Raw genomic sequence first — 25,801 nt, forward strand, 5'->3', positions numbered from 1 at the left:
TGGGATTAAGTTTATCTAATCGACTTTCCGAGTAAAAACATAGTTCATTCCAACGGTTTTGACTTGTCATCGGTAACAAAGAGTCCATGTGTATTGCTTGATGGTAAAATATACAGTTTGCCGTAAAGTTAAACCTATGGTGTCTCAATTTTGTCGTACAAAATCAAATTACCTAGCGAAGCTAACTTTAGTCAATAAGAGCTGTTTAGTGTCAGGTTAATTTCATTCGGCTGACAATAAACGTTTATTCGCATCCGAGACTGCGCCGCTATTTGCTTTTCACGGTATTTGGGCGCCGAGCCAATCCACAATGTTTATTTTGTTACATATTCAGACATAAAAATTACACTGAGTAGTGTACAATGCCGATAATTTAGTTTGGGAAGTAGAAATATGTCAGGGGTTTTCACTCGCTTGAGACAACAGCCATATTGGGTGGCGTTGATTATTTTTGTTTTGTTATCAGTATGGGTAGCGTCGGGAAGTCTAAAAGCGCAAGAAGACACTATTACAGAAAAACAAACCGAGGCGCCACTTACGAAAGTGCGAGTAACGAGAATGTATGCTGATGCGATTGAGCGCCAGATGACGTTATACGGTCGTACAGAGCCAGATCGCAGTGCAATGTTAAGGTCTGAGATTCAAGGTCAGGTTTTAGCGGTGCATGCCGAAGAAGGGCAACAGGTAACCAAAGGGCAGTTACTCGTTGAAATTGACGCAAACGATCTTGCGCTACAACTTGCTTCAGCACGCTTGTTGCTCGCGCAACGTGAATTGGAATTAGAAGGCGCCGAATCTCTCGGTAAAAAAGGCTATCAATCTCAGGTGACATTGGCGCAAGCCAAGGCCGCATTGGCGAGTGCTAAAGCACAGGTAAAGTCGTTGTCCTTGATGCTTGAAAATACCAAGGTACGCGCTCCTTTTGATGGTGTACTGAATCAGCGACACGTTGAAGTCGGTGATTTACTGAGAGAGGGAGACAATATCGCCACTGTGATCGATTTAGACCCTTTGATCATCACCGCGGATGTCACCGAAGCGCAAATTGGCAAATTAAGTGTTGGTCAGGCAGCGCAAGGTCGTGTAGTTAGTGGCGAACAAATAGAAGGGCGTATTCGTTACATCTCTAGCGTTTCCACTGAAGGAACTAACACCTTTCCCGTTGAAGTGGCGGTTGCAAACTCAGATGGCCAATACAAGGCCGGTATGAGTACGGAGTTACTGATTCCTTTTGGCCAAGTGCAGGCCATTAAAGTTACCCCTGCAGTGTTATCCCTAGATGAAGCTGGCAATTTAGGCGTGAAAACCATCGTTGATGAACGCGTGGCGTTCGTCCCGATTGATATCATACAAAGCGATAACACTGGGGTGTGGTTAGCTGGATTTGGTCAGCAAGCTGATGTAATCACTTTAGGGAATGGCTATGTCCGAGCAGGTGACACTGTAGAGGTTGTTGCCGATACTCAAGCGAGCACGAACTAATGGAAGGAATGATCTACTCGGCACTTAGTCGAACACGAACAATCTTGATGATTTTCACTCTGTTGATTGTCGCGGGTGCTGTGACATACAACACGATTCCCAAGGAATCGAATCCAGATGTTCCCATCCCGTTTATCTACGTGTCTATGATACATGACGGAATTTCACCTGAAGATGCCGAACGTATGTTAGTTAAGCCGATGGAGGCGGAACTACGTTCGATTGAAGGTATAAAAGAAATGACGGCGACTGCCGGTGAAGGACATGCCAGTGTCACCATGGAGTTTATCGCGGGATTAGACTCTAAAGAGGCGTTGGCGGACGTTCGAGACAAGGTGACAGTTGCACGTGCAGAGTTACCTGATGAAACGGAAGAGCCGACTATTCACGAAGTGACGATGGCAGGGCAGCAAGCCGTTGTCACTGTGGTGTTGTCTGGTCCCGTATCCGAGCGTGCTTTGATTACGCTTGCCCGTGAACTGCAAGATAGCTTAGAAGGCTTCAAAGAAGTCTTAGAAGTGGATTTGGTCGGTGACAAAGAAGACATTGTTGAGATCATCGTCGATCCATTGTTGATGGAAGCCTATCAGTTAGACCAGTCAGATATTCTCAATCTGTTATCGAGTAACAATCGCTTGGTGCCTGCTGGTACGTTAGACAATGGCAAAGGTAGCTTTGCAGTTAAAGTGCCATCGGTCTTTGAGAACATCAAAGACGTAATGGAGCAGCCTGTGAAAGTGGTTGATGACAGGGTCATTACCTTCCAAGACGTTGCGCAAGTCAGAAGGGCATACAAAGATCCAAGTACCTTTGCTCGTCTTAATACTAACCCCTCTGTTTCTCTTGAAGTGAAAAAGCGTCCGGGAGAGAACATCATAGAGACCGTTGCCAAAGTAAAAGCCTTGATCACTGAAGCGCAAGCCTCACCAATATGGCCCAATAGCGTTATCGTGACTTACACCGGTGATCAAACCAAAGACGTAACTATGATGCTCAACGACCTGCAAAACAACGTTTCCAGCGCTGTTATTCTTGTCGCTATCGTCATTGTTGCCATCCTAGGGGTAAGAACAGCTGCATTGGTTGGCGTATCGATACCAGGTTCTTTTTTGACTGGTATCCTCATTATTTCAATGTTTGGCTATACCATGAACATGGTCGTATTGTTTTCCTTGATCATGGCGGTAGGGATGTTGGTTGACGGCGCCATCGTCGTGACTGAATTTGCCGACCGCTGCATGAGCGAAGGCATGGACAAAAAACAGGCCTACGCGAAAGCGGCGCAACGTATGGCTTGGCCTATCATTGCTTCTACGGCGACCACTTTGGCTGCGTTTGCGCCACTGATGTTCTGGCCCGGTATGATGGGTGAGTTCATGAAGTACTTACCGTTTACACTCATTGCCGTGTTATCGGCTTCTCTGGTCATGGCACTGATATTCGTGCCAACCCTGGGCACAGTATTTGGTAAACCTCGCTATGTATCGAAAGAAACTCGTGAGCAAATGATACAAGCGGAAGAGGGTGACATCACGAGCTTAAAAGGATTCACCGGTAAATATGTTCGCACCCTTGCCACTGCGATTCGTCATCCATGGAAGGTGTTAAGTGGTGCCATTGCCGTAGCGGTTGTGTCTTTCATGGCATATTACTATTCCGGTTTGGGGGTAGAGTTTTTCCCTCATGTCGACAGTTCGGGGGTCAATGTCACGGTGCGTGGTACTGGCGATATGTCAATTTACGAAAAAGACGTCATTATCAAGGATATTGAGTCTCGACTGGTTGATATGGAAGAAGTCGAAACCTTATACGCACGTACGGGAGGCGACGACCAGATTGGTTATGTGCGCTTGAACTTAGTGGATTGGCATTATCGTGGGCATTCTGATGAAGTCATTGCCCAAGTCAATGAGCGCGTAGGCGACTTACCGGGCTTAGATATCGAAGTGGCACCGGATCAGGAAGGGCCGCAATCCGGTAAAGACCTACAGATTCAATTGTCATCGAGAGAGCCTGAGTTACTCACAGATGCGGCGTTAAAAATTCGTGCGGCACTGGACAACAATCCCCGATTTACTGCAATCGGGGATACCGCCCCTAAACCTGGTATCGAATGGAATTTGAGAGTAAACCGCAGCGATGCTGCAAGGTTTGGCGCCGATGCGACGCTGCTGGGGAATACCGTCCAGTTTGTCACTAATGGTTTGAAAATTGGCGAATACCGCCCTAACGATGTGGATGACGAATTAGATATTTTGGTACGGTATCCCGCCGATGAGCGTTTCATCAGTAAACTGGATGATTTGCGAGTGAAAACCATGAATGGCATGGTACCAGTAGGCAATTTTGTCGAGCGGACACCCCAGCCAAAAACAGACATTATTCGTCATATCGATAGCCGCAGGGTGCTTCAAGTTGAAGCCAATATGGTACCGGGAGAATTGCTTTCCGATGCGCTTCCTGCGCTTAAGAGCCAGTTACCTGAATTGAATATTGATCCTCGGGTCGAAATTTCTATCAAAGGACAAAACGAGGAACAGGAAGAATCTCAGGCGTTTTTGATGAAAGCATTCCTCGTTGCGCTGTTTGTAATGGCTATTATTTTGGTCACGCAGTTCAATAGCTTCTACCAAGCCTTTTTGATTTTGAGTGCGGTGGTGTTTTCCACGGTTGGCGTATTCTTGGGACTCGCCATTTTCCAAAAGCCGTTCGGCGTAGTCATGTCAGGAATTGGTGTCATCGCGTTAGCGGGTATTGTGGTGAACAACAATATCGTGCTTATCGATACGTACAATATATTGCGCAAAGAAGGGTTCCCTGTGATGGAAGCTATCCTGCGAACCGGGGCGCAGCGCTTGCGTCCGGTGCTCATGACAACAGTAACCACAATCCTTGGGTTGATGCCGATGGTTGCGGAGATCAATATTGATTTCATCGGCAGGAATGTCGATATCGGTGGCCCCTCTACACAGTGGTGGTCGCAGTTGGCAACAGCGGTTGCCGGTGGGCTGGCATTTGCAACGGTATTGACGTTGATCTTGACCCCAACACTGTTAGCGTTAAGGGATGGCAGGAAGCCGAAAACGTCTGCTAAAGCCAAACTGGAGGTTGAGGACAAGAGCCTCTCAGCCGAGAACGTTTATCGTATTGCTAAATAGTCGAGAATGATAAAAAAACCACCTTCGGGTGGTTTTTTATCAATTCGCAGCAAGCATTTCTATATGCGGAATGCCGTCTTCATCATAGGGAGCTGATACCACCTCAAAACCAAAACTGTTATAGAACGCCGTGAGATATTGTTGCGCTGAAATGCGCACACCTTGGCCTGGGTAGGTTTGGGCTGTATGTTCCATGGCTTTTTCAGTGAGTAATTTACCGAAACCTTGGCCACGCACTTTGTCACTAGTCAAAACTCGTCCAATTGCCGGTTCTTGATATTTGACGCCCGGTTCGACAACGCGGAGGTAAGCTAGGATTTGGTTTTCTTCATTTGTGGCAAACAGGTGCATAGAGCGGTCGTCGAGGTAGTCTGCATCTTGATAGGGGCAATCTTGTTCAACAACAAAAACTTCTTGTCTTATCGCCAAAATGTTATAGACCTCCTTTGCGCTTAGGTTGTCAAAGGATTTCCAGTGCCATTGGATCATAGTTTGAATTCGGTTTGATAATGAAAGATTTCGCTAATACTATCCCGAAGCTGTGCGTTATAACAAATCTATTCAAGTATGGTCTTTGAACAAGGCCTTTGCACTCGTTAGCACCTGTTTAACCATTGAGTGCTGTGTTCTGCCCTCGCCAGTAATCGCGTAATAGCGTTCGGTTACACTGTTGGTACTGCCCACACACGTTACGTCATATTGGGCTTCTACGTCCTTTTTTATACTCGATGGTGCGCAGAAGATGCCGAAGCCTTCGCCTCCAAACAGCTTTAATAAGGCACTATCATCAAACTCGGCTATCACCATGGGGCGAATCTGGTTTTCCTCAAACCAAGCTTCAATCGTCATTTTCATTCTCGATTTGTCGCCGGAAAGCAGCATGGGAGCCTTATCAAGTGACTTAGGAAAATGCGCTGCCAAATAGTCCGTGTTGTGTTTTGCAAAAAAACTGACGCCTGTATCGCCTAGAAAATGGCTGAGTGCTTTTATTGAAGTGCCCGGCAGAATAGGGCGGTCCGAAACGACCATATCTAACTTGTTTACTGCTAAGTCGCCAACTAAAGTTTCAAAGTCTCCCTCTTTAAATACAAATCGAGTGGATGTGGCGTTTTTCATGACATCTTTTACAAAATCAAAGGCTAAGACCTTGGGAACGACGTCAGTAATACCAATATTAAATTGGTGGGTGTGACCGTGCTCGTTAGCAAAGAGGGTTTCAACTAGGTGCTGACCATTGGTAAAAATATTTTCGGCTGATTCATAGGCAATTTTGCCTTGGGTATTGAGATAGAGACGCTTGCCCCTTCTGTCGAACAAGGGGAAACCCAAGTTATCTTCAAACGTAGCAATTTGGCCGCTGACGGTCTGCGGTGTCACATGCAGTAATTGTGCGGCTTTTGCGATGCTACCTTCTCGTGCTGTCACGTAAAAGTAGTATAAATGATGATAATTAAGTTGATGCATTGTTCACCACCCAAGGTTACGTTTTACTATAATAGTAAGGTTTTTTCGAAGTATTAAACAGTTATTATCAGATTTTGTCGTAATATAAGTTGAGGTAGAGTTTGCCTACCTTGTTGAATAAGGAAAGTGTACTGGTGGCAAAGACGATTGATTTAAAGAAAACCCATAAGTTACTGGTTGGGCTCATCAAACCCGAGGCGGGTTTCTTTTGGGTAGCAATGGTTTATGGTGTCGCGATCGGCTTGTTTACGCTAGCTGTGCCAATTGCGGTACAAACGCTGGTTAATACCATTGCTAATATTGCATCGGTTCGCGCCGTAACAATTTTGGCTGTCGTGCTGTTTTCAACCTTGTTTTTCTCTGGCGTCATCAGTGCAATGCGCATGCGTGTAATGGAGTACTACGAGCGACGCGTATTCGCTAGATTGACGGCGAATCTCAGTCTCAAAACCATCATGGCGCCTCATAGCTTCTTTTCGGATAGACGAAACACCACGATCACTCAGCGTTATTTTGATATTCAAATTTTGCAAAAAAATATTCCTTCGCTCATGGTGGATGGGTTCGCTCTTGTCTTGCAAATGTTAGTAGGCTTTACCTTGGTTTCTTTTTATCACCCCGTGTTGTTTGCGTTTAACATGGTGATCTTATTGACCTTGTACCTCATCTGGAAAATCTGGGGAGGACGCGCCAAACGCACTGCAATTGAATTGTCATCGGCAAAATACGATACGGCAAAGTGGTTGAATGATATTGCGTCCGCTCACGAGTTTTTTAAATCTAGTCGCCACCTAGATTATGCGAGTAAAAATACGGAATCTCATATTTCAAACTACATCAGTAAGCACAAAGGCCACTTTGTTTACACTTTTTCCCAAGCGGTTATGTTTTTGATTTTGTATGCAGTGGCGAGTGCAGCATTGCTAGGTTTGGGAGGTTGGCTTGTGGTAACAGGGCAACTATCCATTGGTCAGTTAGTGGCGGCCGAACTGATTATGTCGGCAGTATTTTTGGGGTTATCGCGCTTTTCAATGTACCTCAAATTGTATTACGAGCTCTATGGCGCGGCTGACAAAATAGGAAAGGCTTTGGCCATCCCTCAAGAAACCCTGCATGAGGCCAACGGTGATAAGAAAACCGACGGCGCGCTAGAGTGCAGAAACCTGAAAGTGGAATATTTGGGCCAACAATGCAAGATGAACTTGGACATTGAGCAAGGCGCCAAAGTTTTTGTTCAAACTGAGCAAAGTTGGATTCAACGCAACATGATCAACTTGCTTAAAGTGTATGAAAAACCGACGCAAGGTTGGATTCGTCTAGGAGATAAAGAACTGTCTGACTATGACACTTACGAACTTAGACAGATGATTACTACGATAGACAGGTCGCTAATAATCGATTGTACAATCAAGGAGTACTTCAGAATGTCTGCGCCCAATGCGTCTGTTGCCGACATAAGCCGAGCCTTGGAAGATGTTGAAATGGACGGTGTTATGGACAGGCTACCCGACGGCCTGGACACGCGTTTGACTTCGATGGGCGGGCCACTGCAACCGATGGAATTTCTACTGCTTAAACTGGCGTCGGCATTACTCGCTAAACCGAAACTGCTTATTTTGAATCAGCATTTTGATTCGCTATCCATTCAAATGAGAGATCGTTTGTTGAAAATGTTAACCAAGCAAGATTTTACGGTATTGTATTTTACCAACAAGGCAACAACTGGGCATTTTGATGAGGTTTTGAACTTGTATCAATGCGGCGATAAAGCCATTGAAGCACACTTGAGCAAAACCAAAGGCCAGGAGGCGTAACAGATGTCTATTGAGCAGCGTTTTCTCGACAACATCACCACATTGGGTGAGATGAAGATTCCTAAAGTGTATCGCATTGCATCAGGGTTACTTTTACTCTTTATTGTACTTTCTGTGGTTGTGCTGTATTTCACGCCTTGGGTGCAAACTGCGCAGGGTAGTGGAGAGGTCAACACCTTAGATCCCCGAGACCGTACACAAGCCATATCGGCTCTAGTTGCTGGGCAAATTCAGACGTGGCATGTACGTGAAGGTCAGCGGGTGGCTGCTGGGGATCCCATTGTCACATTAATCGATACGGATAAAGCGTTAGTTGAACGATTACAAAATCAGCTCGCCGCGACCCGTCAGCGTCATCAAGCGAACCTGTCTGCGGTGGAAAAAGCCGAAAGTAATTTGCAACGCCAACGAGGTTTGTTAGCCCAAGGTTTGGTATCGCAGCGAGATGTTGAGATGGTCGAAATTCGACTAGAAGACTTGCGTGCGAAGGCCGCCTCGACCGAAGCCGCGGTGAGTGAAATCAGTGTTTCTTTGGCTCGCCAATCAACACAAACAAAGGTAGCGCCGCAGGACGGCACCATATTGCGGCTCTTGTCCGCAGGGAATGCGACTTTTGTTACACCTGGGGATGTACTCGCGTGGTTTATTCCTGATGGTGTAGAACGCTCGGTGGTAATTAAAGTCAGTGGTTTAGACGCGCCTTTAGTGACTCAAGGTCGAAAGGTTAGGTTGCAATTTGAAGGTTGGCCTGTATTCCAATTCAGCGGATGGCCCGGTACGGCTGTTGGAACCTTTGGTGGTATCGTGCAGTTTGTTGAACCGGTTGCAGATGAAAGAGGGCGTTTTAACGTCTGGATCAAACCGGACGAAACCGACCACCCTTGGCCAAATGAAAATTTTGTTCGCTTAGGAAGCCGCGTTCGTGGTTGGGTCTTACTCGAAGAAGTGAAGTTGGGCTATGAAATGTGGCGCCAATTAAACAACTTCCCACCGCAGCAAACCCAGGAGGTGCGCAATGCGCAGTAGCGCAACCATTGTAATAGCGTCAGTTTGGCTTGGGGTTAGTGCTTTTGCTGCAACAGCATCAGACACGCTAACGACTGATACGTTAATTCAGTCCATTAAACAGTTTCACCCCAAATTACAGGAAGTCGCAGCTAAACGCTCACAGGCAGAACTGGAAGAAATGCGGGCGCTGGGGGCCTTTGACCCTGTGGTGTATCAATCGACAGCATTGCGTCCCAGTGGTTACTATGATGGCCAGTTTCTTGAACAAAAAGTCGAGAAACGTTTGACTGATATGAATGCGCGTATTTTTGGTGGATATCGTATTTCTGATGGCGAGTTCCCCGAATACGAGGGTGAAATGCGCACTTTGTCAGGTGGTGAGGCCAACATAGGGGTGGCATTTTCCCTATTGCAGAATCGTGAAACTGACAAATATCGCACTGCACTGCAAAACGCGCTAGCCGCCAGAGAAAATTGGTTGGCAAGAGAATCAGCGCAAATCAATAGTACTCTTTATAAAGGCCTATCGGCATTGCTTGATTGGTATCAGGCAGATTTGCAATACCAGGTCATAATGGACTTGGTCACAACCACAGAAGACCGACTAGAAGGCATTAAAACTCGCGTTGAGAATGGTGATTTAGCCGCAATCAGTTTGACGGAGTTTAATGCGACTTTACTCAGTCGTCGTCTGGCATTGCAACGTGCTGAGCGAGAATTGGCGGTGACTAAACAAGCGCTGGTGTTTTATTGGCGAGATAACAATGGTCAAATGCGACCCGTGTCAGATGTGCCAAAGCACAGTGAAAAGCTAGCGTGGCCGTTTGCGATTCATTCGCAAAACGAGGCGGAGCTGAAGAGAATGGTGTACCAACACCCTGCGGTACAGGCACTTCAAGCTGAACGTGTCAAAGCGCGAAATGATGAGCGCCTTAAGGCAAACCAATTGCTGCCGCAATTAGATTTAGAGCTCAAAGTCGCCCGTGATGTGGGAGCGGGAAGTGAGACGCTTGTCGGGACTGAAAGTAAAGTGGGTTTGAATTTTTCTCTGCCGTTAGGCCAGCGTACAGCTAAGGCTGAGCAAAGGCGTGCGCAAGAGAAAATAAGAGAACTCGACTTCGCTCTCACAAACTTGATGAACGAACTCGAACGAGATATGGCGATGGCCTTAGAACAGGTGAATTACGGCAAACAAATGCTAGATCTGAACCAGCAACAAGCCGAAATCGCCGATAAACTTCTCGAGCAAGAATTTGTTCGGTTTAGAGCTGGTGCGAGTGACTTGTTTTTACTCAATAACCGCGAAGCCCTTGCCATTCAAGCAAAGCTGACATCAGTACAGGCTCAAGTTCAGCTCTTTAAGCAAGAATTGAGTGTATGGGCTGCTGCTGGTGCATTGGTGGACTTTCAGACAACAAACTCGTGATTGTACAAAAGCGAGGCGCCTAAAGGCGTTTCGCTTTTATCATTTTGTGCAATGCACTCGATAACTTGACCCAGCACCCAGACTTCGATTAAATCCTTATAGCACTATCAAAGGACGATATTCGGTTGCAACCTGCGCCCGAAAACATTCAGCACGGAATATTCTGAGGCAAAAGAACCCTTGTCTATGACGCTGGGTTTCCAATTCTCTTGGCAAGCATTGCCGACATCATGATTTTAATCGGAGTAAACATGAGTTTTTTAAAAGAACTGGCTTGGAATGAGCGACACATGCAACGCACTGCCGCGGTCGTTTCACAGTTGGGAGACTGTAGCGATAAAAAATTGGCAATCAGTACGCACCTCGATATCAAAATGGTTGCGTTTTATGAGGGCTATCTGAAACAGGGAGGGCAATTGTTTATTACGACTTGCAATCCCACAACGGTAAGAGATGAAGTGGTCGAGTATTTAGTGGGGCTCGGTGCACAAGCTAAAGCATGGAAAAACATGTCAAATGCCGATTGGCACGCCTCTTTAAAAAGTGCTTTGGAATGGCAACCCACTCACTTGTGTGAGTTTGGCGCGCAACTAGGAGCACTGTACCACCGGAATGAGGAGTACAAGGGAGTCGTCGCAAGTCTCGAGGGAACCGGGTCAGGCGTGTCGACCTTAAATGGACTCTCGCTAAAGCACCCCGTATTCAATTGGGACGACCTGGATGCGAAAGAAGGTCTGCACAATAGGCATATGGTAGGGTTGAGTGCCTGGCAGGCGTTCATGGAACGCACGCATCTTTCACTTCACGAGAAAAAAGTTGTCATTCTCGGTTATGGCTTGGTAGGGCAAGGATGTGCATTCTCAGCACGCGCATTCGGTGGGCAAGTCATTGTCGCAGAAAGAGACCCATCAAGGGCGCTATTAGCCGCTTATGATGGGTGGCATTGTGCGCCGTTAAGCGACGTCATCGGGCAAGCCGATGTTGTTGTCACAGCGACAGGTGTGGCCAATGTGCTTGACAGTGCTATGTTAAAGCAGCTTAAGACCGGCGCATTTGTGATGAATGTTGGCCATGTAAGTCACGAAATTCGCCTGGACGATTTGCCGGAGTATAAGATAGACGAACTCATGCCGGAAATCTTCGAATATCGACATAATGCACATTACTTTTATGCGTTGTCCAATGGTGCCATGTTCAACCTCACCGCTGGATACGGTGACAGTTTGAATGCTTTCGATGTGTCTTTAGCGTTGATGGCGGCTGGCGTAAAGCATATGTTTGAGCAATCAAATTCGTTCTCAGAAGGTATGCATATGCTACCTGATGCGGCTTGGAAGCCATTTTTATCTGTCTAAATGCCTTTCTGTTATAGCGCTAACAATCAGAGGTAGCGCTGTCATCTCTGTCTTATGTTCGTATTTATAGAATGTAATGGGCGAATATTAGGAATTTTATTCGTTTCTATTGTTTTTATAATGTGCTTATCCATCAAGTCTACGAGGTAAGTGATGAAATATATTAGACGTGCGAATGAAAGAGGTAAGGTCGATTTTGGCTGGTTGAGAAGTGCCCATAGCTTTTCGTTTGGCAGCTATTACGATCCCAATCACATGGGAGTCTCAGCGCTTAGAGTGATTAATGATGATATTGTCGAACCGGCAAAAGGGTTTGATACCCATGGACACAAGGATATGGAAATCATCTCTTACGTCGTGTCTGGCGCGCTTGAGCACAAAGACAGTAGAGGCAATCAATACATAGTCCCTGAAGGGGACATTCAGATCATGAGCGCCGGCCGTGGAATTACGCATTCAGAGTACAATGCATCGAAAACGGAATCGGTAAACTTCTTGCAAATCTGGATTCAACCCAATCAAAAAGGCGGTGAGCCTCGATATGGACAACAGAAAATCGAGCAGACTAGCCAGCTTACTCCCTTGATTACCCCAACGGGTGAGAATGGTACATTGTCGATGCTGCAAGATGCTTATATGTCGCGACTGGTGTTGGACTCAAATGAGAATTTCGAATTGAACCCTGGTGCCCGTGTCGGTTATCTACATATTGTGAAAGGCAATTTGGTCACCGATGATGGTGGTCTGGGGCCCGGTGACGCTATTGCTGTGACCGGAGAAGACCTCGTGATAAAAGCAGACACGCCGGTAGAGGCGATTTGGTTCGATTTACCGCCGGTACAATAGCAGTACTTTTGGGTTTCCAGCATGCCAGTAACACCATGCTGGGGGCCTTTAATGCCGTAATTCCACTTTCAATTTAGCCTAAGATCAGACACTATGATGTGAGAGCGATTTTGGGATAATAAAAACAGTGACTGCAAAATGGAACACAGAGCAACGTAAGCTCTCGATAGCGAAGCTAGCGTCAATTCTCTTCTTTACATATTGGCTAGGAGGATGTGCTTCGACTTCCTCCAACATTCAAGCAGAATACGACACCAATACTGAAGCTAAATTTCCAGAACTCTCCGTTTTTTATGACGACCCAAGTCAGCGTTTGCGGCAAGAATGCTTATCCTTTGATGCGCAATCGGCTTTGCACTACTGTTCCGAAAATACAGTAGATACCCTTTATTATTGGAAGGCATTCGAACAGTCCAATATGTTTGATGACGTGAGTTTCGCTGACAAAGATGCTGAGTTTAAAGTCGCGATTTCGACGGTGAGCTTGTTGAACGAAACCGCAGGTGATTTGACCAATGCCGTTGTGAGCGGAGCATCATTGCTACTGATTCCAATGACCTCGGAGTCTGAAGTGAGGGCAGAGGTGTCATTGTACTGGAGAGATGTCAAACTTAAGCAGTTCACTTATCAGTTACCTCACATTAATACCGTCTCTTTGTTTAGTGATCACGAAAAAGCTGACAAAGATTTTGCGGCAAGTCTGGTGTCACACATCATCGCCGACTTCCAACAAGAGAACGTATTTTCCAGCTCTTTGATTGCTAACGTGCTCGAATCTACTGATTATGCCAACGATGTGGTTTTTCCTGAGACAATTTCTGAGTTTGAGTATGCAGGGCAGTTTGCGTTTTTCGACCCTTTTCTAGGAGTGATGGCGACGTATTTAAGTCCAGAGTACGTTAACGACAAAATTGATGTGTTTGTTTACCCGATACGCAGTGTCGATTTGAATGACAGTGAAACCCTGCTTAACAATGAAATGGCGAACGTACAAAAGGAAATTGAGTACGTTATTACGAAACAAGAATGGGAAGGCTTAGCGTTCTCTGAGGCGCAAAAAGTAGTGCTGCCTCATGGCGATATGATGCTCGACGGCATCCACTTTGGCGGCTCTTATTTTAGCGAACTCGGTGAAGAGTCGTTTACCAGTGTGTACCTGTTTAAGTACAAGGATAAATTTATCAAGTTTAGAGCGTCGTTTCCTTCGCAATACATAGGACCGCATATTGAAGCCGTGTTACCCAAAGTGACAGTGCCCGGCGAGTCAAAATTTATGGCCGAAGCCAGAAGTCAGGAAAGAGCTAGACTTCAATCTGAAAAAGAATAGGTATCGACACGATCGGCATTACCATTAAATTGTGCCGTGTTCAGTGTATATCCGGCCCAATAGAACGGATGCTTGAATCGCGGTGAACGCTTCATTCTTACCTGTGCCATCTGCAATGCGACTTCGTAAGAGGCGTTGCTTTTCAACGCTTCGTAGAAATAAATAGAGAAGGTCGCTGATGCTCGGTCTGAGACAGGCCAAAGCGTCGAAACTACATTGTTTGCTCCAGCCGACAAAAAGGCGTTCGACACGCCTAACATGGCAACGCCAGCAGACTGGTTGCCCAGCGCCGACCCGCAGCCATTTATCATCACTAAATCGTTGTTAAAGCGGTAATGGGCAATCTCTTCCTTTCCCACGAACCCCGGGTCATACTGGCCTAAATTGTCGATGGTCGATAGGGTAAAACCCACATTATCAGGTTGTTGGGGGCTAAAAAAGTGATGGGTAGAAATGTGTAATATACGGGCGTTTCGAGTGTCGACGTGCGACAAGTTTTCTCGATTCGCTCGCTCATGGGTATAGAGTTTTATTGTGCTATCTCCAAATACGTTGGCTAATTCCGTTGCCTCGAATTCAGACCAAGGCAGATCTGGCAGAGATGAAGCCCAAGTATTTCCTGTCGATTGTGGCGTTATCGTTGGGGCGGCAAAAATACTTAAGTCAACATCATAGTGGTGGCTGTCAACATTCGATTCATCGGTTAAAAATCGCGTATTGGTTACCGTCATGCTATCGATTAACGGCGAGTCATTTGGCGTGAGTAAAACCGCGAATGGTAATCGATGGAGCGCGCCTTCGGCGAGAACACGCAGCTTGCTAGTCGCTTCAAAATTGATGGCTTTCGGCAAGGTGAGCTGGGTTAATCTAGAGGCGTGCTCACGGTAGTTTCGTCTTGGGTTGCTCAAGTCTCCGACGAACCCAGACACCAGCGCGTTTACCGTTTGGTTGTCCCCTAGCGGCTCAACAGCAAGCGATTTGGGCGATATCACAAAAGACCAATAACGTTGGCCATCATTAAAGTAAGCGAGCATCACTTCGTTATTTGCAAGGTGGCTTTGAACGTCTTGTAGGGAAGGTGGTTTGAACGCATTGTCTTCTGAATTGGTCATTCTTTGTTGGTTAAATCTCGCGATTTCAATGAGTTGAGGGTCATCATCCGGTAGCCATTGATTTAATGATAAAAGGTCTCTGGCGATGTCTACATTGATTTTCGCATTTGTCGGGGTATTTGATGCTGCTAAAGCAGTGGCATTTTCACTCAGCGACGTCAGATAGCTCTTGTGACTTATTTGGGAAGCATTTTGGACCTGAGCTCTCACGTGACTAAAAATACGAGATCGGGCATACCATTCAAATGCCTGCTCAATTTTATTCTGTTCAATCAAAGATACGATGTACTGAGTAAAGAAGTGATTAACGCGATGACTCCACGAAGGCCCCAGTTCATTGATACTAAATTCGCGCCCTATTGCGATGAACTCGAGCAGTATGGTTTCAATCTCGTCATTCTCAAGCAATGAATAACGATGGAAGTGTGTATCAAACAATGAAGAAAGTAAGTCTATTTTAAGCACGGGTAGTGAGCTTTGTTTGAGCTTTTGTTGCGCTTGCTGAAACAGCTCTAATCCAGATGCGTAATCGCCCTGAGCAAATTTGTTGACCATTAAGTAATGCAGTGCCTTACTCTTTACCGCATTGCTTTTTATTTGGCCCATCAGGTACTCAATTTGCGCGACTCTTGTCGTTGAGTCGCTATCGATACCAGCGTTTAGTGCCAGTAAACCGTCCTCAGACAGCGCCTCCAGTAAGCTTTCTTTTAACGCGATATTGTTGGGTTTTTGAGTGATCAATTCGCGCAGCGACTCGATACAGACTCGCCGTGATGGTGCTTGATCAACATGATAATATGACGCTAAACACTGTAGCTTGATTTGCCAGTATTGCGATAAGTTTTCACTTAATGCCGTGGCACTTTCTAAATAAGATTTGGCTTTATCTTTCGCACCAGTAGATAAGTACACAGTCGCAATATTGCGGTATAAGTAAACGCGATTGATATCTCTGGCATAATCCTCCGAAAACTTAAGCGCGATTAAATAGTGCCGTAAAGCACTTTGATACATACCCGCAGAGCGATGAAGCCAGGCCGTATTACCGTGGATAGAGATTTTCTTCGCAACATCACCCGTTTGAGCAGTCAACGCTAATGCACGGTATTGATAGTCCAAACCAGTTTGAAGCTCGGTCAGCGGCTCTTGCCCCATCCCTTCGTAATAGCGAATGAGTTGCTGATGGCCCATGTTATCGAAGTATCCCGTCTTTAGCCTGGGGTCAACACCTGTACCTTCGATAAGACTTCGAACATTCTCTAAGGCCTTTTCTCCATCCGCGAGTTGATTTAGGGAAAAGTAGGCATTGGACAGCAACAGTGCGAGTTCTACTTGCTGATTTGGGGTCAGTGGAGAAGATTGTTGCTGCTCTTCAATTTGCAGGAGTTTGGGCAAGACGTCGCCAGCTTGTGCGGTCAACAAACCAACTTTAGCATGGATAAAATGGGCATTGGCTGCGTATTGACTGTTAGTATCAAGTGCATAATGGTCAACTATCGCTTTTATCGCTTCAAAATCAGACACGTGAAAATTTGCATACAAGGCGCTGATAAACAAATCGTCATTGACGGCAGCTTGTAGGGGGTCTGTTGCCAACAGCGTGTTGGTCAGTGAAGTTGCTGCTGTTTTTTGGCTGACAAGGTCGTCGTCGTTCCAAGAAAAGGCGGCGTTTGTTATCGCTTGTGACTGTATGGATGAAGCGGTGGGTTGTATGGTGATAAGTGTATTTGTCGATTCGTTGACTACTGTGCCAGTGTACTTTGCATACACACAAAGTGGCTGAGATAAAGACACGCCGGAAACCTCAAGTAAATCAGCGGCGATGTATTCTGGGCCAATGTAATCACCCGGAGAGTCGAAGGTAATTTGTTGATGCTCTCCAGCTGTGATGATGACATCGAGTCCTCGACTTTCAATCCGCACCAAATCTGCTGATGCTGGCATTGAGATAGCCTGAATCAGTGGTTTATCTTTCCATTGCTCGGCACATACTTCAACAGCTGCTGATCGCGCGCTAAAACATGCAATCAGCAGCAAAAAGCCTAACTTCAGACTGTTAACACTCGTCGCCATCATTTCCATTATTACTGCAGTCCCAAACACGCGCGAAGTACGCGTTTTCCTTTTTGGTTTCTAATCCCTTAGTATTGCACTTTTCAAAGCTATCCACTTCAGCCATTTTCTTTGGAAGCTTGGCGGCGTAGGTCATCAGACGTTTCCCTTTCATGACTTTCATGTAGCGTACGAAGTACATTGCGCCATTGTCATGGTCTAACAAATTGGAGGGGAACCCCTTTTTGTCGGCGGTAAAATAAGCCGTTTCTAAGGTGCGTTTTTTTCCACCACGTTCACCTTTGTGAACGACTTTATAGACCCTAAAATCGGGCATTTTTACACAAATATCAATGTTAAATGTGTCTCCCGGTTGCGCCCTCGTGGGGTAGCCTGGTAACTCTTCACCCGAGTCTAGATAGGTCCACTTGCCAACATATTTGTCTTTCTTTGCCATGCTAATTTTCCTTTGACTGTGTTTTTGTTATGAGGTCTATCATGCTTGTTACTTCGCTTTCTGGTAATGACGCCAGTTCGCTAGGTAATAGGCGATAGAAGGTTTCGGCAATAATGAAACTTGCAAGTGGACCCAAGTGAGTACCATATTCGTAATAGGCCTCACATAATATGTAGTACCACAGCGGAGGGTGGCGCTTTAGCGCTTCTCCGCCAGCAATATAATCCAACATGCCTAAATAGGTTCCCACGGGGAGGTTTAGAAAGTTGTCTTCTTTAAAACCAATATTGGGATTAACAATTGAGTCGGGAGTGTTATCAAATAAGTTTTTGAGATGAACTTTTACAGCATGAGGCATCGGCTGTGCAATGATATGCGCTAGGGTTTGTCTCGCGTCAGGTAATTGGGTTTCGAGGTGGCGCAACAGATTGCGACTGGCTAAATTAGTGCCCGGTAGTGCCGCATCAGGTAGATTGATACTCACCGCGGGCATGATGATTTTACTGCTCTGATTGGGGCTGTAATCTTTGTCAAAAAAGATTCGCCAATCTACCACCTTATGACTTGGCAATACACTGTGGTCAAAGAGTCCAAATTCACCTGTCCAGAGAAGCAAATCGTCGATTTTAATGTCATCAAAATGGTGATTAATAATATACGTTTTTCTGACCATCCCATGCCCATAACGAAATGCGGCCATGCGAAACTCATTGGGGATAGTCTTACCAGCAGTAAAAAATGGCATCGCTCTAAATGCATTGAGATCGTCATTGCTAAAAGGGGTATCAGAAGCAACGCCAAAATACAGAGCATAAACTTCAGGGTGCAACATTTGCTTTAAGAAGTCGCCGTAGACTATATGTAAAAAAGTGTTTTGACACAGCTTTCTCGCTTGCGAAAAAGCCTCTTCAGGTGAGAGTAAAGGGGTACTCACCTTGAGTTCCCTTACGTATTCGTTATGCAAGCAAAGAAATTGCACATGTAACTGTGCGATGATCAGATTTTCGTCATTTCTGTCATCCGGGATCAAGGCATAGCCATTTGGGTCACGGGGCAAGTCATGGGCACCCCGGGTAAATGGCGTAGTGCCTGAAATAGGCCCGAGTAGCATCTCTCCAGTGTTTTGGTTTGCCGCTTGCTGTTGTCGTAGCCCTCCGGGCGCATATACACTGGACAAGTCGAGCTCAGGTGTCACTAGGTTACCAATCGCAGCATGTTTGCATAGGCCGGGCCCGGGGTCATCCGCTCCCTCACTCCGCGTCATGTCGTGATCAATAAATTGGCCAAGATAGGTGTAGCCAGAGAGAATGGTAGACAGGCCAGCATCTTCGGCGCAATGCATTAAGTCACCGAGATCGACCATTAGCCCCCGAGATAGTTTTGGCATGGTCGACTCACTCATTGGGCACCTTGTTGATTGACGGCTTGAGCAACCTTGCTCATTGTGCATCATTGTTCTCTGACGACAGTAAATTGTGTAGATGTTTTCGATTGAGAACTGATATCGGTCACATCTAGCGTGTAAGTGCCATCTTGAAGAATACTCGCAGGTACTGTAACGACGACTTCTCCAGTGTTTGTGAGCGGTGCGTGACTGAGATTCAGTTGAGCTTCATTTGTCTCTTTTTGCCATAATGATACTTCGAAAGGACCTTTCTGACGGGGACCCGTTTGCAAAAAGAATACAAACTCATGCTGGTTGGTATTGCCGATATTAATCACGTTATCGCTCGGTTCAAATGAACGAAGCGTATCTAGGTATACGACATTAGATACACTGGCTATGCCATTTTCCGCATTATTGAGAGGCATAACGTAAGAAACCACGATACCTAAAGCGAAGGTACATGCACTCGCGACTAAAGTTTGAGGGGTTAGCCAAGCCTTTAGCGATGCCATTAGCCGTTGTCTCACAGATACGGGGTTTAACGCTCTAAAGCCTGATGTTAATGCTGCATCGATTTCCAATTGTTCTACGACGTGAGGATTGGCAATAATGTAGGCTTCAAACGCCGCTTTTTCGCTATCGCTTAGTTTATCTTGCAAATAGCGTTGGGCTTGGCGGTCAATCGAATCATTGTCAAATGGTGGTGTCATGCAATCTCCTCAGCGAAATACTGCTTTTCGTCGCCAAACTGGATGGCAATACTTCAGTGTCGCTGTTTACCAAGTGAACTGATGCGACATAATCTCTCATCTCATCGAATAAAATATGTTCACTGTCTGCCATAGCAATTTGCGCGGTGCCAAATAACGCCGCAAAGCTCAACAGATGCGCTAAACTAACCTGCTGTATATCGAGGTTTAGCTTGGTGCGAAGAATCTGCTTAAAGCGCTGCCTAGCGCGAAACAAAACACGGTCAAAATGATCGGATGACAAATCTAATGCCTGACAAATTACCGCTTTTTCTTCACCGTATTTGTAGAACCGCATTAAAATTTGTTTGTCTCGCTCTGTTGGTAACTCTCGCAATACTTGGTCAACGAGCGCTGCGAGGTTTTCAGTATTCATTTGCTGGGCAAGTTCCGGAGCAGCATCAGAAAACTGCACGTCGATGTCATCGGTATCATCTGTTTTGCGGCGCTGTTCCTTGCGATAATGAGCGATGAGAAGATTGACCCCAGTTTGACGTATGTAGGCAGGCAGAGCAGATGGCGTGGTGATCTCTCCCGCTCTTGCTTTTACGATGACAACGAGTAAGGCTTCCTGAGTGAGGTCGGCCGCTAAATCCGGATTTTGAGACTGGCGATTGAGGACAAAATAGAGCCCTTTCCAATAGTTTGAAACGAGTTTTTGCTCGTAGCCTTTATTCCCCGACGCGATTTCTGACAACAACACTTCGGGTGAAACGGCGTTACCGTGTTCACTCTCAATCATATTATTAGTAGATATGGACTTTTATTATGCTTAATAGACTAAATGAATTCGCGGTCTTGCGCAATGAATAAGCCTTTGAGCAATGGCGAGTTTTTTGACTGATTTTGTATCACTGAATCAGGTTATCGCGATTGAGTAAAACGCTGAATTTGACTTGCCAGAGCGTCATCATCAAGGGGTTTTGTAATGACGCTATTCATACCCGATGCAATAAACGCTTTGTGTCTATCTTCAAAGGCTTCAGCGGTTAAACCAACGATAGGAACGTCACCTATGGGAGACGGCAATTCACGAATTTTTTCTGTGGCGGTTGTCCCGTCCATGACAGGCATATGGACATCCATCAGTACTAGGTCGTAAGTATTGGTTTGGACAATGTCTAAGGCCTCTTGCCCATTCAGAACATGGTCAACTTGGTGACCACGCTGAGACAAAAATGCCTTAGCGATAACAGCGTTAATGTCATTGTCTTCAACCAGAAGGATACGCGCAGAGGAGGCTTGAGGTGTTGACGTTCCTTGCGGCTTTGTAAGCGAGTGCTTTGGTGATTTCAGCTCTAAGTAAACAGGAATTGACACTTTAAAAGAGGAACCGCTGCCTGGGGTGCTGACAACGGTAATTTTGCCTTGCATTGAATCGACAAGCTTCTTCACGATAGATAGACCCAATCCCGACCCGCCATACTGGCGAGTTGTTGAGTTATCAGATTGGGTAAAGCTCTCGAAAATAGCCTCTAGCCTGTCAGCGGGAATACCAATACCAGTGTCACTGACCATCATTAGCAGGTCGGCGTTTAGTCGACTTGAAGTCGGGCTGGGTCGTTCGTTCTTCAACTTCACTTTGACATTGACTTGCCCAGTATGGGTGAACTTGACGGCATTGCTCACTAGGTTAATCAATATTTGGCGAATGCGCACTATATCGCTGAACACGATTTTGTTTTTAGGAATGTCCGTTTTGCACAACAGCTCAGTGTTGTTTTCCTGAGCCAGCATATTGAAGATGACATTCACGCTGTACACTAAATCGTGTAAATCGACGGGGATACTTTCAAATTCGATATTACCCGATTCAATTTTCGACAGATCCAGTACATCGTTGATCACTGAAGTTAGTGTATTGGCAGATTTCACGAGATTCGTCACTAAAGTGACTTGGTCGTCGTCCAGTGGACTATCTCTGAGTAGTTTGGCCATGCCCACAATGCCGTTTAATGGCGTGCGAATTTCGTGGCTCATCGTGGCTAAAAATTCAGTTTTGGCTTTGCTTGCTAAATTGGCCTTTTCTAAACTGGTGACGATGGCCAAAGACATGGCTTCCATGTCTTTGGCTAACCTTCCCAGTTCATCTGTCGAGTTGAACTGACTCGGTACGAAAGTATTGTTTTTGGCAATCTCGCTGGCGGTATGTTGGAGTTTCAAAATTTTGCTAATCAGCATTTTTTGTGTAGCAAACCAAATGAGAACTATGGTTACGATTAAGGCCACAATCGTCGAGATTGAGGTGAACTCGGCAATGTTATCTAATGGCGCTTCTAACGCCGATTCTGACTCAGTAACATAGACTTGCCAGCGCCAGGGGGAAAAAATGACACTCGCAAATAGCCCTTGGTCAATATCAGTGGCAAAGGTTCCCATTGTCACTTCGTAATCGTTTTGAATAAAGCTCGCTTGAGGATTCCATAGTAATGGGAGTTGTGCTTGAGACGTTGTAAAAATCAGATTGCCACTTTTACTGTCAAGAATATGGTAATCCTTTGACGTATTGTCAGCCAAAGATTTGAGCTCTTCGAACACCTCAGTTTTGTAGGCTGCCTCAAATGAGCTGACGTTTTGCAGGCCAGAACGAGAAAGTAAGTCAAAGCGGTCTTCGATTTTTGTCGTTACCACTTGGCTGGTTAAAATCGCAAGTAAGTTAAACTCTTGCTCTTTCACTATTTTAAACGCTTGTGTATACGACCAATACCCCAAGCTAGCCATGCCGCTCATTAAAATTGGGATATAAATAAATAGGAGTTTTGACTTTAACTGCATAACTAGCGGTAAACGTTGTCCTTGGCTAACTCCAGAATATCAGATGGAATAGTAAACCCCAGTGATATCGCAGTGTTGATATTAATAGCGACAATAAAATTGGTCGGGCGTTCAATAGGTAAATTACGTGCTTCTTCACCCATTATAATCTGACGAGCCTGTACGGCGGCATTCCTACCAATGGTTTTTTCATCAGTGAAAACACCGATAAGTGCCCCATCTCTAATTGCTGCTTCTTGCTCTGAAAACAGCAGTGGAAGTTGATAGGTTTGCTGTACTAAGCGATACAATTTGTCGTCGTGAGCTGCAGGACCTGGTGGCATCCAGTAACCATCTACCTCATCTACAACCTCATCTAACCTGGCTATGATTTCGTTGTGCATGACAGCGACATTGTCGTTACCAGACAGGTATTGAAATCGAACGGGAACAAACTCTATCGATGGGACAAGCGCTGCAGCTGCCACGAGCTTCTCAACGGCGTTTGCAGAGGAAGGGTAATCTGATGCAAGTAAGGCGATTTTGTGTACATCATGCTCATGAGCTCGAGAAGTCATGATTCGATTGAGCATATCAACTTTCACTTTGCTCTCAACTACGTGCGTTTTACCAGTGATGTTAAATTCACTTGTCTCGCCGATTTGCAAAACGATGCCTTCTGCGACCGGATCACTCACTACCATAAACACCGCCGGGATATCGTGAGACTTGGTTGCATTGAAAACGGCTCTCGTACCCAGTGTCGCAACGGATACCAGTAAGTCGGGTTTTTCGTTACTGAGGCTGGTTTCAAGCATTTGCATTGCTGCGGGTAAGCTGCCTTGCGCGTTTTTGACAATGAAGTTAAGCCGACGATCGGGTAACAAGTTTGTGAGCTCTTGCACAAAGGCTTTGCACGAGCGCAGCACAATGGGGTTATCCATGGTTTCAAGGATTAAAATATTGACGGCAGGTGGGTGTGATTCGGTGTGATTGGCGAAGGCGGTCTCTGCCAACAACATCAATATCAGTGCGGTAACAAAACGGCGCATAAGACACTAAGTTAAAACCATATCTTGTGATGGTAGTGCGGAAGCCGTTTATTAGCAACAGAAAACGACGGGGATTCGATGAATCTGCAAGCTGTTATGGGTAGACGATAAATATCATCAACTTTTTAAACAAGTGCTAATCTTTGTATGTTAGATTAGTCATGAAAAGTTGACTATTCGGTTAGTTTTTTGCTTGCTCAGTCAATGGAACTGAGCACTATAGGGCTCGACCTATCAATGCTACTGGTAACGCCATCAGACGGAATGATTCTGATTCTAGGTGTTGGAAATGGATGATTTCTAATCATATCAGTAATTTATCTTAAAGTTTTTGCTGTTCGTAACGAAACAGTAATTAGTACTTTGTTATTTTGACGCTTATTGAAGTTCTTGGTGTAAATTCTTATGGCACAGTTATCAATTAAACAAAAGATAATCATCACGCTTGCGTTGTTCGTAGTCATCACCTCTGCACTTATCGGTGGGGTGAGTATGTATGTAGCGAGGGAAGACGTACAAAACCGGGTAATGAACTCAGAATTGCCGGCAATCGTGTCGCAAATTTCTGCCAGTATCAATAACGATATTGAAGTAATGCTCACGTTGTCTAAACAAATTGCTTTAGATGAGTATGGCAATCAATGGCTAATCGACGGGTCTCCCAAATCTGGCGAGTCAGTGTTACTGCGCAAATTGAATCGCATTGTGAAAAACAATAATTTGAGCGGCGCATCTTTTGCTAATCGGGAAACGGCTGATTATTGGAATCAGTTAGGATTTTTGAGACGCTTGCAAAACGACGCAGCCGATAGTTGGTTTTATGCTTATCGGTCCAGTGGAAATGCGGTCAGTGTCAGCATTTACACAGAAGAGGCGAACAATAAAACCGACTTGTACGTTAATTATCAAGACCTCAATGGTATGGGCCTAGCCGGCACCTCTAAGTCTTTCGATTCCGTGGTCGATATGTTGGCGAGCTTCAAAATTGAGCAAACCGGATTTGTCTATTTGGTTGATGGCACAGGACAGATTCAGCTACACAAGAATAAATCACTGTCGAGGAAAGCATCGCTGGCGAGCCTTTTTGACAATAAGGCCAGTAACGCGTTATTGCAGAAAAATGCATTTAATGTCGTCGAGGTGGCTCATGAAGGTGGCACTAAGTTGTTGGCGAGTAGTTATATACCTAATGCTGGTTGGTATGTGATAGCCGAAGTCCCAAGGGATGAACTTTTTGCATCGCTTGACGCGGCGACTGTCCAAATTGTGATGTGGACGATTATCATTATTATCGCCTCTATCGCTGCGGCATGGTTTATCGCGGGTACGATTAGTAAGCCAATTATCGCTATGGGAGACGTGTTCACAAGGTTAGGTCAGGGCGATGCAGATTTGAATTTCAGGATGAACGAATCGGGGTTACCTGAGACTAATCGGGTTGCTCGGGGTTACAATCAATTCATAGGTAAACTCAGTGAATTGTTCAATCAAGTTGCATCGTCAAGTACTCGATTGCGAGATGTCGCAGCCAATATGAATCAGTATGCTGACAAAACCCAAGAGAGCGTGAGATTAAGTGATGAAAACACGGCTCATATTTCCTCGACGCTTCACGAGGTCAGCGTAACGATTAGCGATGTGGCGCAGAACGCTAACGAGGCAGCGGGTATCGCGGCGAAAGTAGATTCTAACCGCTTAGAAATCAGCAATGTCATCAATACGTCTAAACAAGATATCGTGAATCTTGCGGCGAAAATTGATGATGTCTCGAACGTCATCGCTTCTCTTGCAAACAACACAGATACTATCGCTACTGTGCTTTCGAATATTGAGGCGATTTCTGACCAGACTAATTTACTGGCGCTTAATGCGGCAATTGAAGCTGCTCGTGCGGGTGAGCAAGGCAGAGGCTTTGCCGTTGTGGCAGAAGAAGTACGAAACTTGGCTAAACGCACTGCTGATTCGACCAAGGAAGTGCAAGATATTATGGAAGAACTGAAGCAAACCTCTGCGTCAGCGACAGGTGAAATCAGTCAAATTATTACCCAATCCAATCAAACTGCCGAGTCGATTGGTGAAGCCGATAGCATACTGCAAGGCAATGCTAAACACTTTGAGGAAATTGCTGATGTTAACCGTCTGGTGGCAACAGCAACAGAACAGCAGTCTGTGAGTATCGTTGATATCAACCAGAACATGGGCGAGATTAAATCGAATAGTCAAACCAATATGAGTAACGTGCAAGCCATGGCACGAGAAACTCAAGGGCTAAATGACCTCGCAGAGCAGCTCGACCAGCTACTTCGCCAATTCCAAAAATAAAAAAAGAGGCGGTAGCCTCTTTTTTTATAAGTAGCG

The 25,801-nt window shown here is 45.6% G+C and carries 18 protein-coding genes; 9 read left to right on the forward strand and 9 right to left on the reverse strand.

What is annotated here, in order from left to right:
* Positions 1 to 393 precede the first annotated feature (393 nt).
* On the forward strand, positions 394 to 1,482 hold the full coding sequence (locus AC27G9_RS09420; RefSeq protein WP_487073407.1) for an efflux RND transporter periplasmic adaptor subunit: 1,089 nt from the start codon (positions 394 to 396) through the stop codon (positions 1,480 to 1,482).
* Positions 1,482 to 4,640, forward strand: a complete 3,159-nt coding sequence (locus AC27G9_RS09425) for an efflux RND transporter permease subunit (protein ID WP_487073409.1) — start codon at positions 1,482 to 1,484, stop codon at positions 4,638 to 4,640. The genes AC27G9_RS09420 and AC27G9_RS09425 overlap by 1 nt, the downstream gene beginning before the upstream one ends.
* A gap of 39 nt (positions 4,641 to 4,679) precedes the next feature.
* Here the strand turns inward: AC27G9_RS09425 and AC27G9_RS09430 are convergent, their stop codons facing one another.
* Both AC27G9_RS09430 and AC27G9_RS09435 read right to left on the reverse strand, forming a co-directional pair.
* Positions 4,680 to 5,129 (reverse strand): GNAT family N-acetyltransferase, encoded by a 450-nt coding sequence (locus AC27G9_RS09430; RefSeq protein WP_487073411.1) that lies wholly within the window; start codon positions 5,127 to 5,129, stop codon positions 4,680 to 4,682.
* Positions 5,130 to 5,201: 72 nt separating this feature from the next.
* On the reverse strand, positions 5,202 to 6,104 hold the full coding sequence (locus tag AC27G9_RS09435) for a LysR family transcriptional regulator (protein WP_487073413.1): 903 nt from the start codon (positions 6,102 to 6,104) through the stop codon (positions 5,202 to 5,204).
* 134 nt (positions 6,105 to 6,238) lie between these two features.
* Here AC27G9_RS09435 and AC27G9_RS09440 point away from each other — a divergent pair, with 134 nt between their 5' ends.
* The 6 genes from AC27G9_RS09440 (at position 6,239) to AC27G9_RS09465 (ending at position 13,880) form a co-directional block, all read left to right on the forward strand.
* On the forward strand, positions 6,239 to 7,918 hold the full coding sequence (locus AC27G9_RS09440; RefSeq protein WP_487073415.1) for an ABC transporter transmembrane domain-containing protein: 1,680 nt from the start codon (positions 6,239 to 6,241) through the stop codon (positions 7,916 to 7,918).
* Between the two features lie 3 nt (positions 7,919 to 7,921).
* Complete coding sequence (locus AC27G9_RS09445) at positions 7,922 to 8,944, forward strand: efflux RND transporter periplasmic adaptor subunit (RefSeq protein ID WP_487073417.1); 1,023 nt, start codon at positions 7,922 to 7,924, stop codon at positions 8,942 to 8,944.
* On the forward strand, positions 8,934 to 10,352 hold the full coding sequence (locus AC27G9_RS09450) for a TolC family protein (protein WP_487073419.1): 1,419 nt from the start codon (positions 8,934 to 8,936) through the stop codon (positions 10,350 to 10,352). Before AC27G9_RS09445 ends, AC27G9_RS09450 begins: the two co-directional genes overlap by 11 nt.
* A gap of 251 nt (positions 10,353 to 10,603) precedes the next feature.
* Positions 10,604 to 11,707: an NAD(P)-dependent oxidoreductase gene (locus AC27G9_RS09455; RefSeq protein WP_487073421.1), complete on the forward strand. Its 1,104-nt coding sequence runs from the start codon at positions 10,604 to 10,606 to the stop codon at positions 11,705 to 11,707.
* A 153-nt stretch (positions 11,708 to 11,860) separates the two neighbouring features.
* Positions 11,861 to 12,553, forward strand: coding sequence for a pirin family protein (locus tag AC27G9_RS09460; protein ID WP_487073423.1), 693 nt, complete (start codon positions 11,861 to 11,863; stop codon positions 12,551 to 12,553).
* A 127-nt stretch (positions 12,554 to 12,680) separates the two neighbouring features.
* The gene (locus AC27G9_RS09465; protein ID WP_487073425.1) at positions 12,681 to 13,880 is read left to right on the forward strand and encodes a hypothetical protein; all 1,200 of its coding nucleotides are present in this window, start codon (positions 12,681 to 12,683) and stop codon (positions 13,878 to 13,880) included.
* Here the strand turns inward: AC27G9_RS09465 and AC27G9_RS09470 are convergent.
* From AC27G9_RS09470 to AC27G9_RS09500, 7 genes are all read right to left on the reverse strand, one after another.
* The gene (locus AC27G9_RS09470; protein ID WP_487073427.1) at positions 13,862 to 17,074 is read right to left on the reverse strand and encodes a CHAT domain-containing protein; all 3,213 of its coding nucleotides are present in this window, start codon (positions 17,072 to 17,074) and stop codon (positions 13,862 to 13,864) included. The two genes, AC27G9_RS09465 and AC27G9_RS09470, sit on opposite strands and share 19 nt — an antisense overlap.
* Positions 17,049 to 17,501 (reverse strand): hypothetical protein, encoded by a 453-nt coding sequence (locus AC27G9_RS09475; RefSeq protein ID WP_487073429.1) that lies wholly within the window; start codon positions 17,499 to 17,501, stop codon positions 17,049 to 17,051. The genes AC27G9_RS09470 and AC27G9_RS09475 overlap by 26 nt, the downstream gene beginning before the upstream one ends.
* A 1-nt stretch (position 17,502) precedes the next feature.
* Complete coding sequence (locus AC27G9_RS09480) at positions 17,503 to 18,903, reverse strand: peroxidase family protein (RefSeq protein WP_487073431.1); 1,401 nt, start codon at positions 18,901 to 18,903, stop codon at positions 17,503 to 17,505.
* A gap of 47 nt (positions 18,904 to 18,950) precedes the next feature.
* Complete coding sequence (locus AC27G9_RS09485) at positions 18,951 to 19,598, reverse strand: anti-sigma factor (RefSeq protein ID WP_487073433.1); 648 nt, start codon at positions 19,596 to 19,598, stop codon at positions 18,951 to 18,953.
* The gene (locus AC27G9_RS09490) at positions 19,582 to 20,379 is read right to left on the reverse strand and encodes an RNA polymerase sigma factor (RefSeq protein WP_487073435.1); all 798 of its coding nucleotides are present in this window, start codon (positions 20,377 to 20,379) and stop codon (positions 19,582 to 19,584) included. Before AC27G9_RS09490 ends, AC27G9_RS09485 begins: the two co-directional genes overlap by 17 nt.
* Before the next feature lie 122 nt (positions 20,380 to 20,501).
* A complete protein-coding gene (locus AC27G9_RS09495; protein ID WP_487073437.1) occupies positions 20,502 to 22,358 on the reverse strand; it encodes an ATP-binding protein in 1,857 nt (618 codons plus the stop codon).
* A 56-nt stretch (positions 22,359 to 22,414) separates the two neighbouring features.
* A complete protein-coding gene (locus AC27G9_RS09500; protein ID WP_487073439.1) occupies positions 22,415 to 23,443 on the reverse strand; it encodes an ABC transporter substrate-binding protein in 1,029 nt (342 codons plus the stop codon).
* A 405-nt stretch (positions 23,444 to 23,848) separates the two neighbouring features.
* Between AC27G9_RS09500 and AC27G9_RS09505 the strand changes: the two genes are divergently transcribed.
* Complete coding sequence (locus tag AC27G9_RS09505) at positions 23,849 to 25,765, forward strand: methyl-accepting chemotaxis protein (protein ID WP_487073441.1); 1,917 nt, start codon at positions 23,849 to 23,851, stop codon at positions 25,763 to 25,765.
* Positions 25,766 to 25,801 lie beyond the last annotated feature (36 nt).

This window comes from Alteromonas sp. 5NS40-0096, assembly GCF_057544385.1.

Excerpts from the sequence above, each read along its gene's own strand:
- AC27G9_RS09420 (WP_487073407.1), top strand. The coding sequence starts at position 394 with ATGTCAGGGGTTTTCACTCGCTTGAGACAACAGCCATATTGGGTGGCG.
- AC27G9_RS09425 (WP_487073409.1), top strand. The coding sequence starts at position 1,482 with ATGGAAGGAATGATCTACTCGGCACTTAGTCGAACACGAACAATCTTG.
- AC27G9_RS09430 (WP_487073411.1), bottom strand. The coding sequence starts at position 5,129 with ATGATCCAATGGCACTGGAAATCCTTTGACAACCTAAGCGCAAAGGAG.
- AC27G9_RS09435 (WP_487073413.1), bottom strand. The coding sequence starts at position 6,104 with ATGCATCAACTTAATTATCATCATTTATACTACTTTTACGTGACAGCA.
- AC27G9_RS09445 (WP_487073417.1), top strand. The coding sequence starts at position 7,922 with ATGTCTATTGAGCAGCGTTTTCTCGACAACATCACCACATTGGGTGAG.
- AC27G9_RS09450 (WP_487073419.1), top strand. The coding sequence starts at position 8,934 with ATGCGCAGTAGCGCAACCATTGTAATAGCGTCAGTTTGGCTTGGGGTT.
- AC27G9_RS09455 (WP_487073421.1), top strand. The coding sequence starts at position 10,604 with ATGAGTTTTTTAAAAGAACTGGCTTGGAATGAGCGACACATGCAACGC.
- AC27G9_RS09460 (WP_487073423.1), top strand. The coding sequence starts at position 11,861 with ATGAAATATATTAGACGTGCGAATGAAAGAGGTAAGGTCGATTTTGGC.
- AC27G9_RS09470 (WP_487073427.1), bottom strand. The coding sequence starts at position 17,074 with ATGGAAATGATGGCGACGAGTGTTAACAGTCTGAAGTTAGGCTTTTTG.
- AC27G9_RS09475 (WP_487073429.1), bottom strand. The coding sequence starts at position 17,501 with ATGGCAAAGAAAGACAAATATGTTGGCAAGTGGACCTATCTAGACTCG.
- AC27G9_RS09480 (WP_487073431.1), bottom strand. The coding sequence starts at position 18,903 with ATGAGTGAGTCGACCATGCCAAAACTATCTCGGGGGCTAATGGTCGAT.
- AC27G9_RS09485 (WP_487073433.1), bottom strand. The coding sequence starts at position 19,598 with ATGACACCACCATTTGACAATGATTCGATTGACCGCCAAGCCCAACGC.
- AC27G9_RS09490 (WP_487073435.1), bottom strand. The coding sequence starts at position 20,379 with ATGATTGAGAGTGAACACGGTAACGCCGTTTCACCCGAAGTGTTGTTG.
- AC27G9_RS09495 (WP_487073437.1), bottom strand. The coding sequence starts at position 22,358 with ATGGCTAGCTTGGGGTATTGGTCGTATACACAAGCGTTTAAAATAGTG.
- AC27G9_RS09500 (WP_487073439.1), bottom strand. The coding sequence starts at position 23,443 with ATGCGCCGTTTTGTTACCGCACTGATATTGATGTTGTTGGCAGAGACC.
- AC27G9_RS09505 (WP_487073441.1), top strand. The coding sequence starts at position 23,849 with ATGGCACAGTTATCAATTAAACAAAAGATAATCATCACGCTTGCGTTG.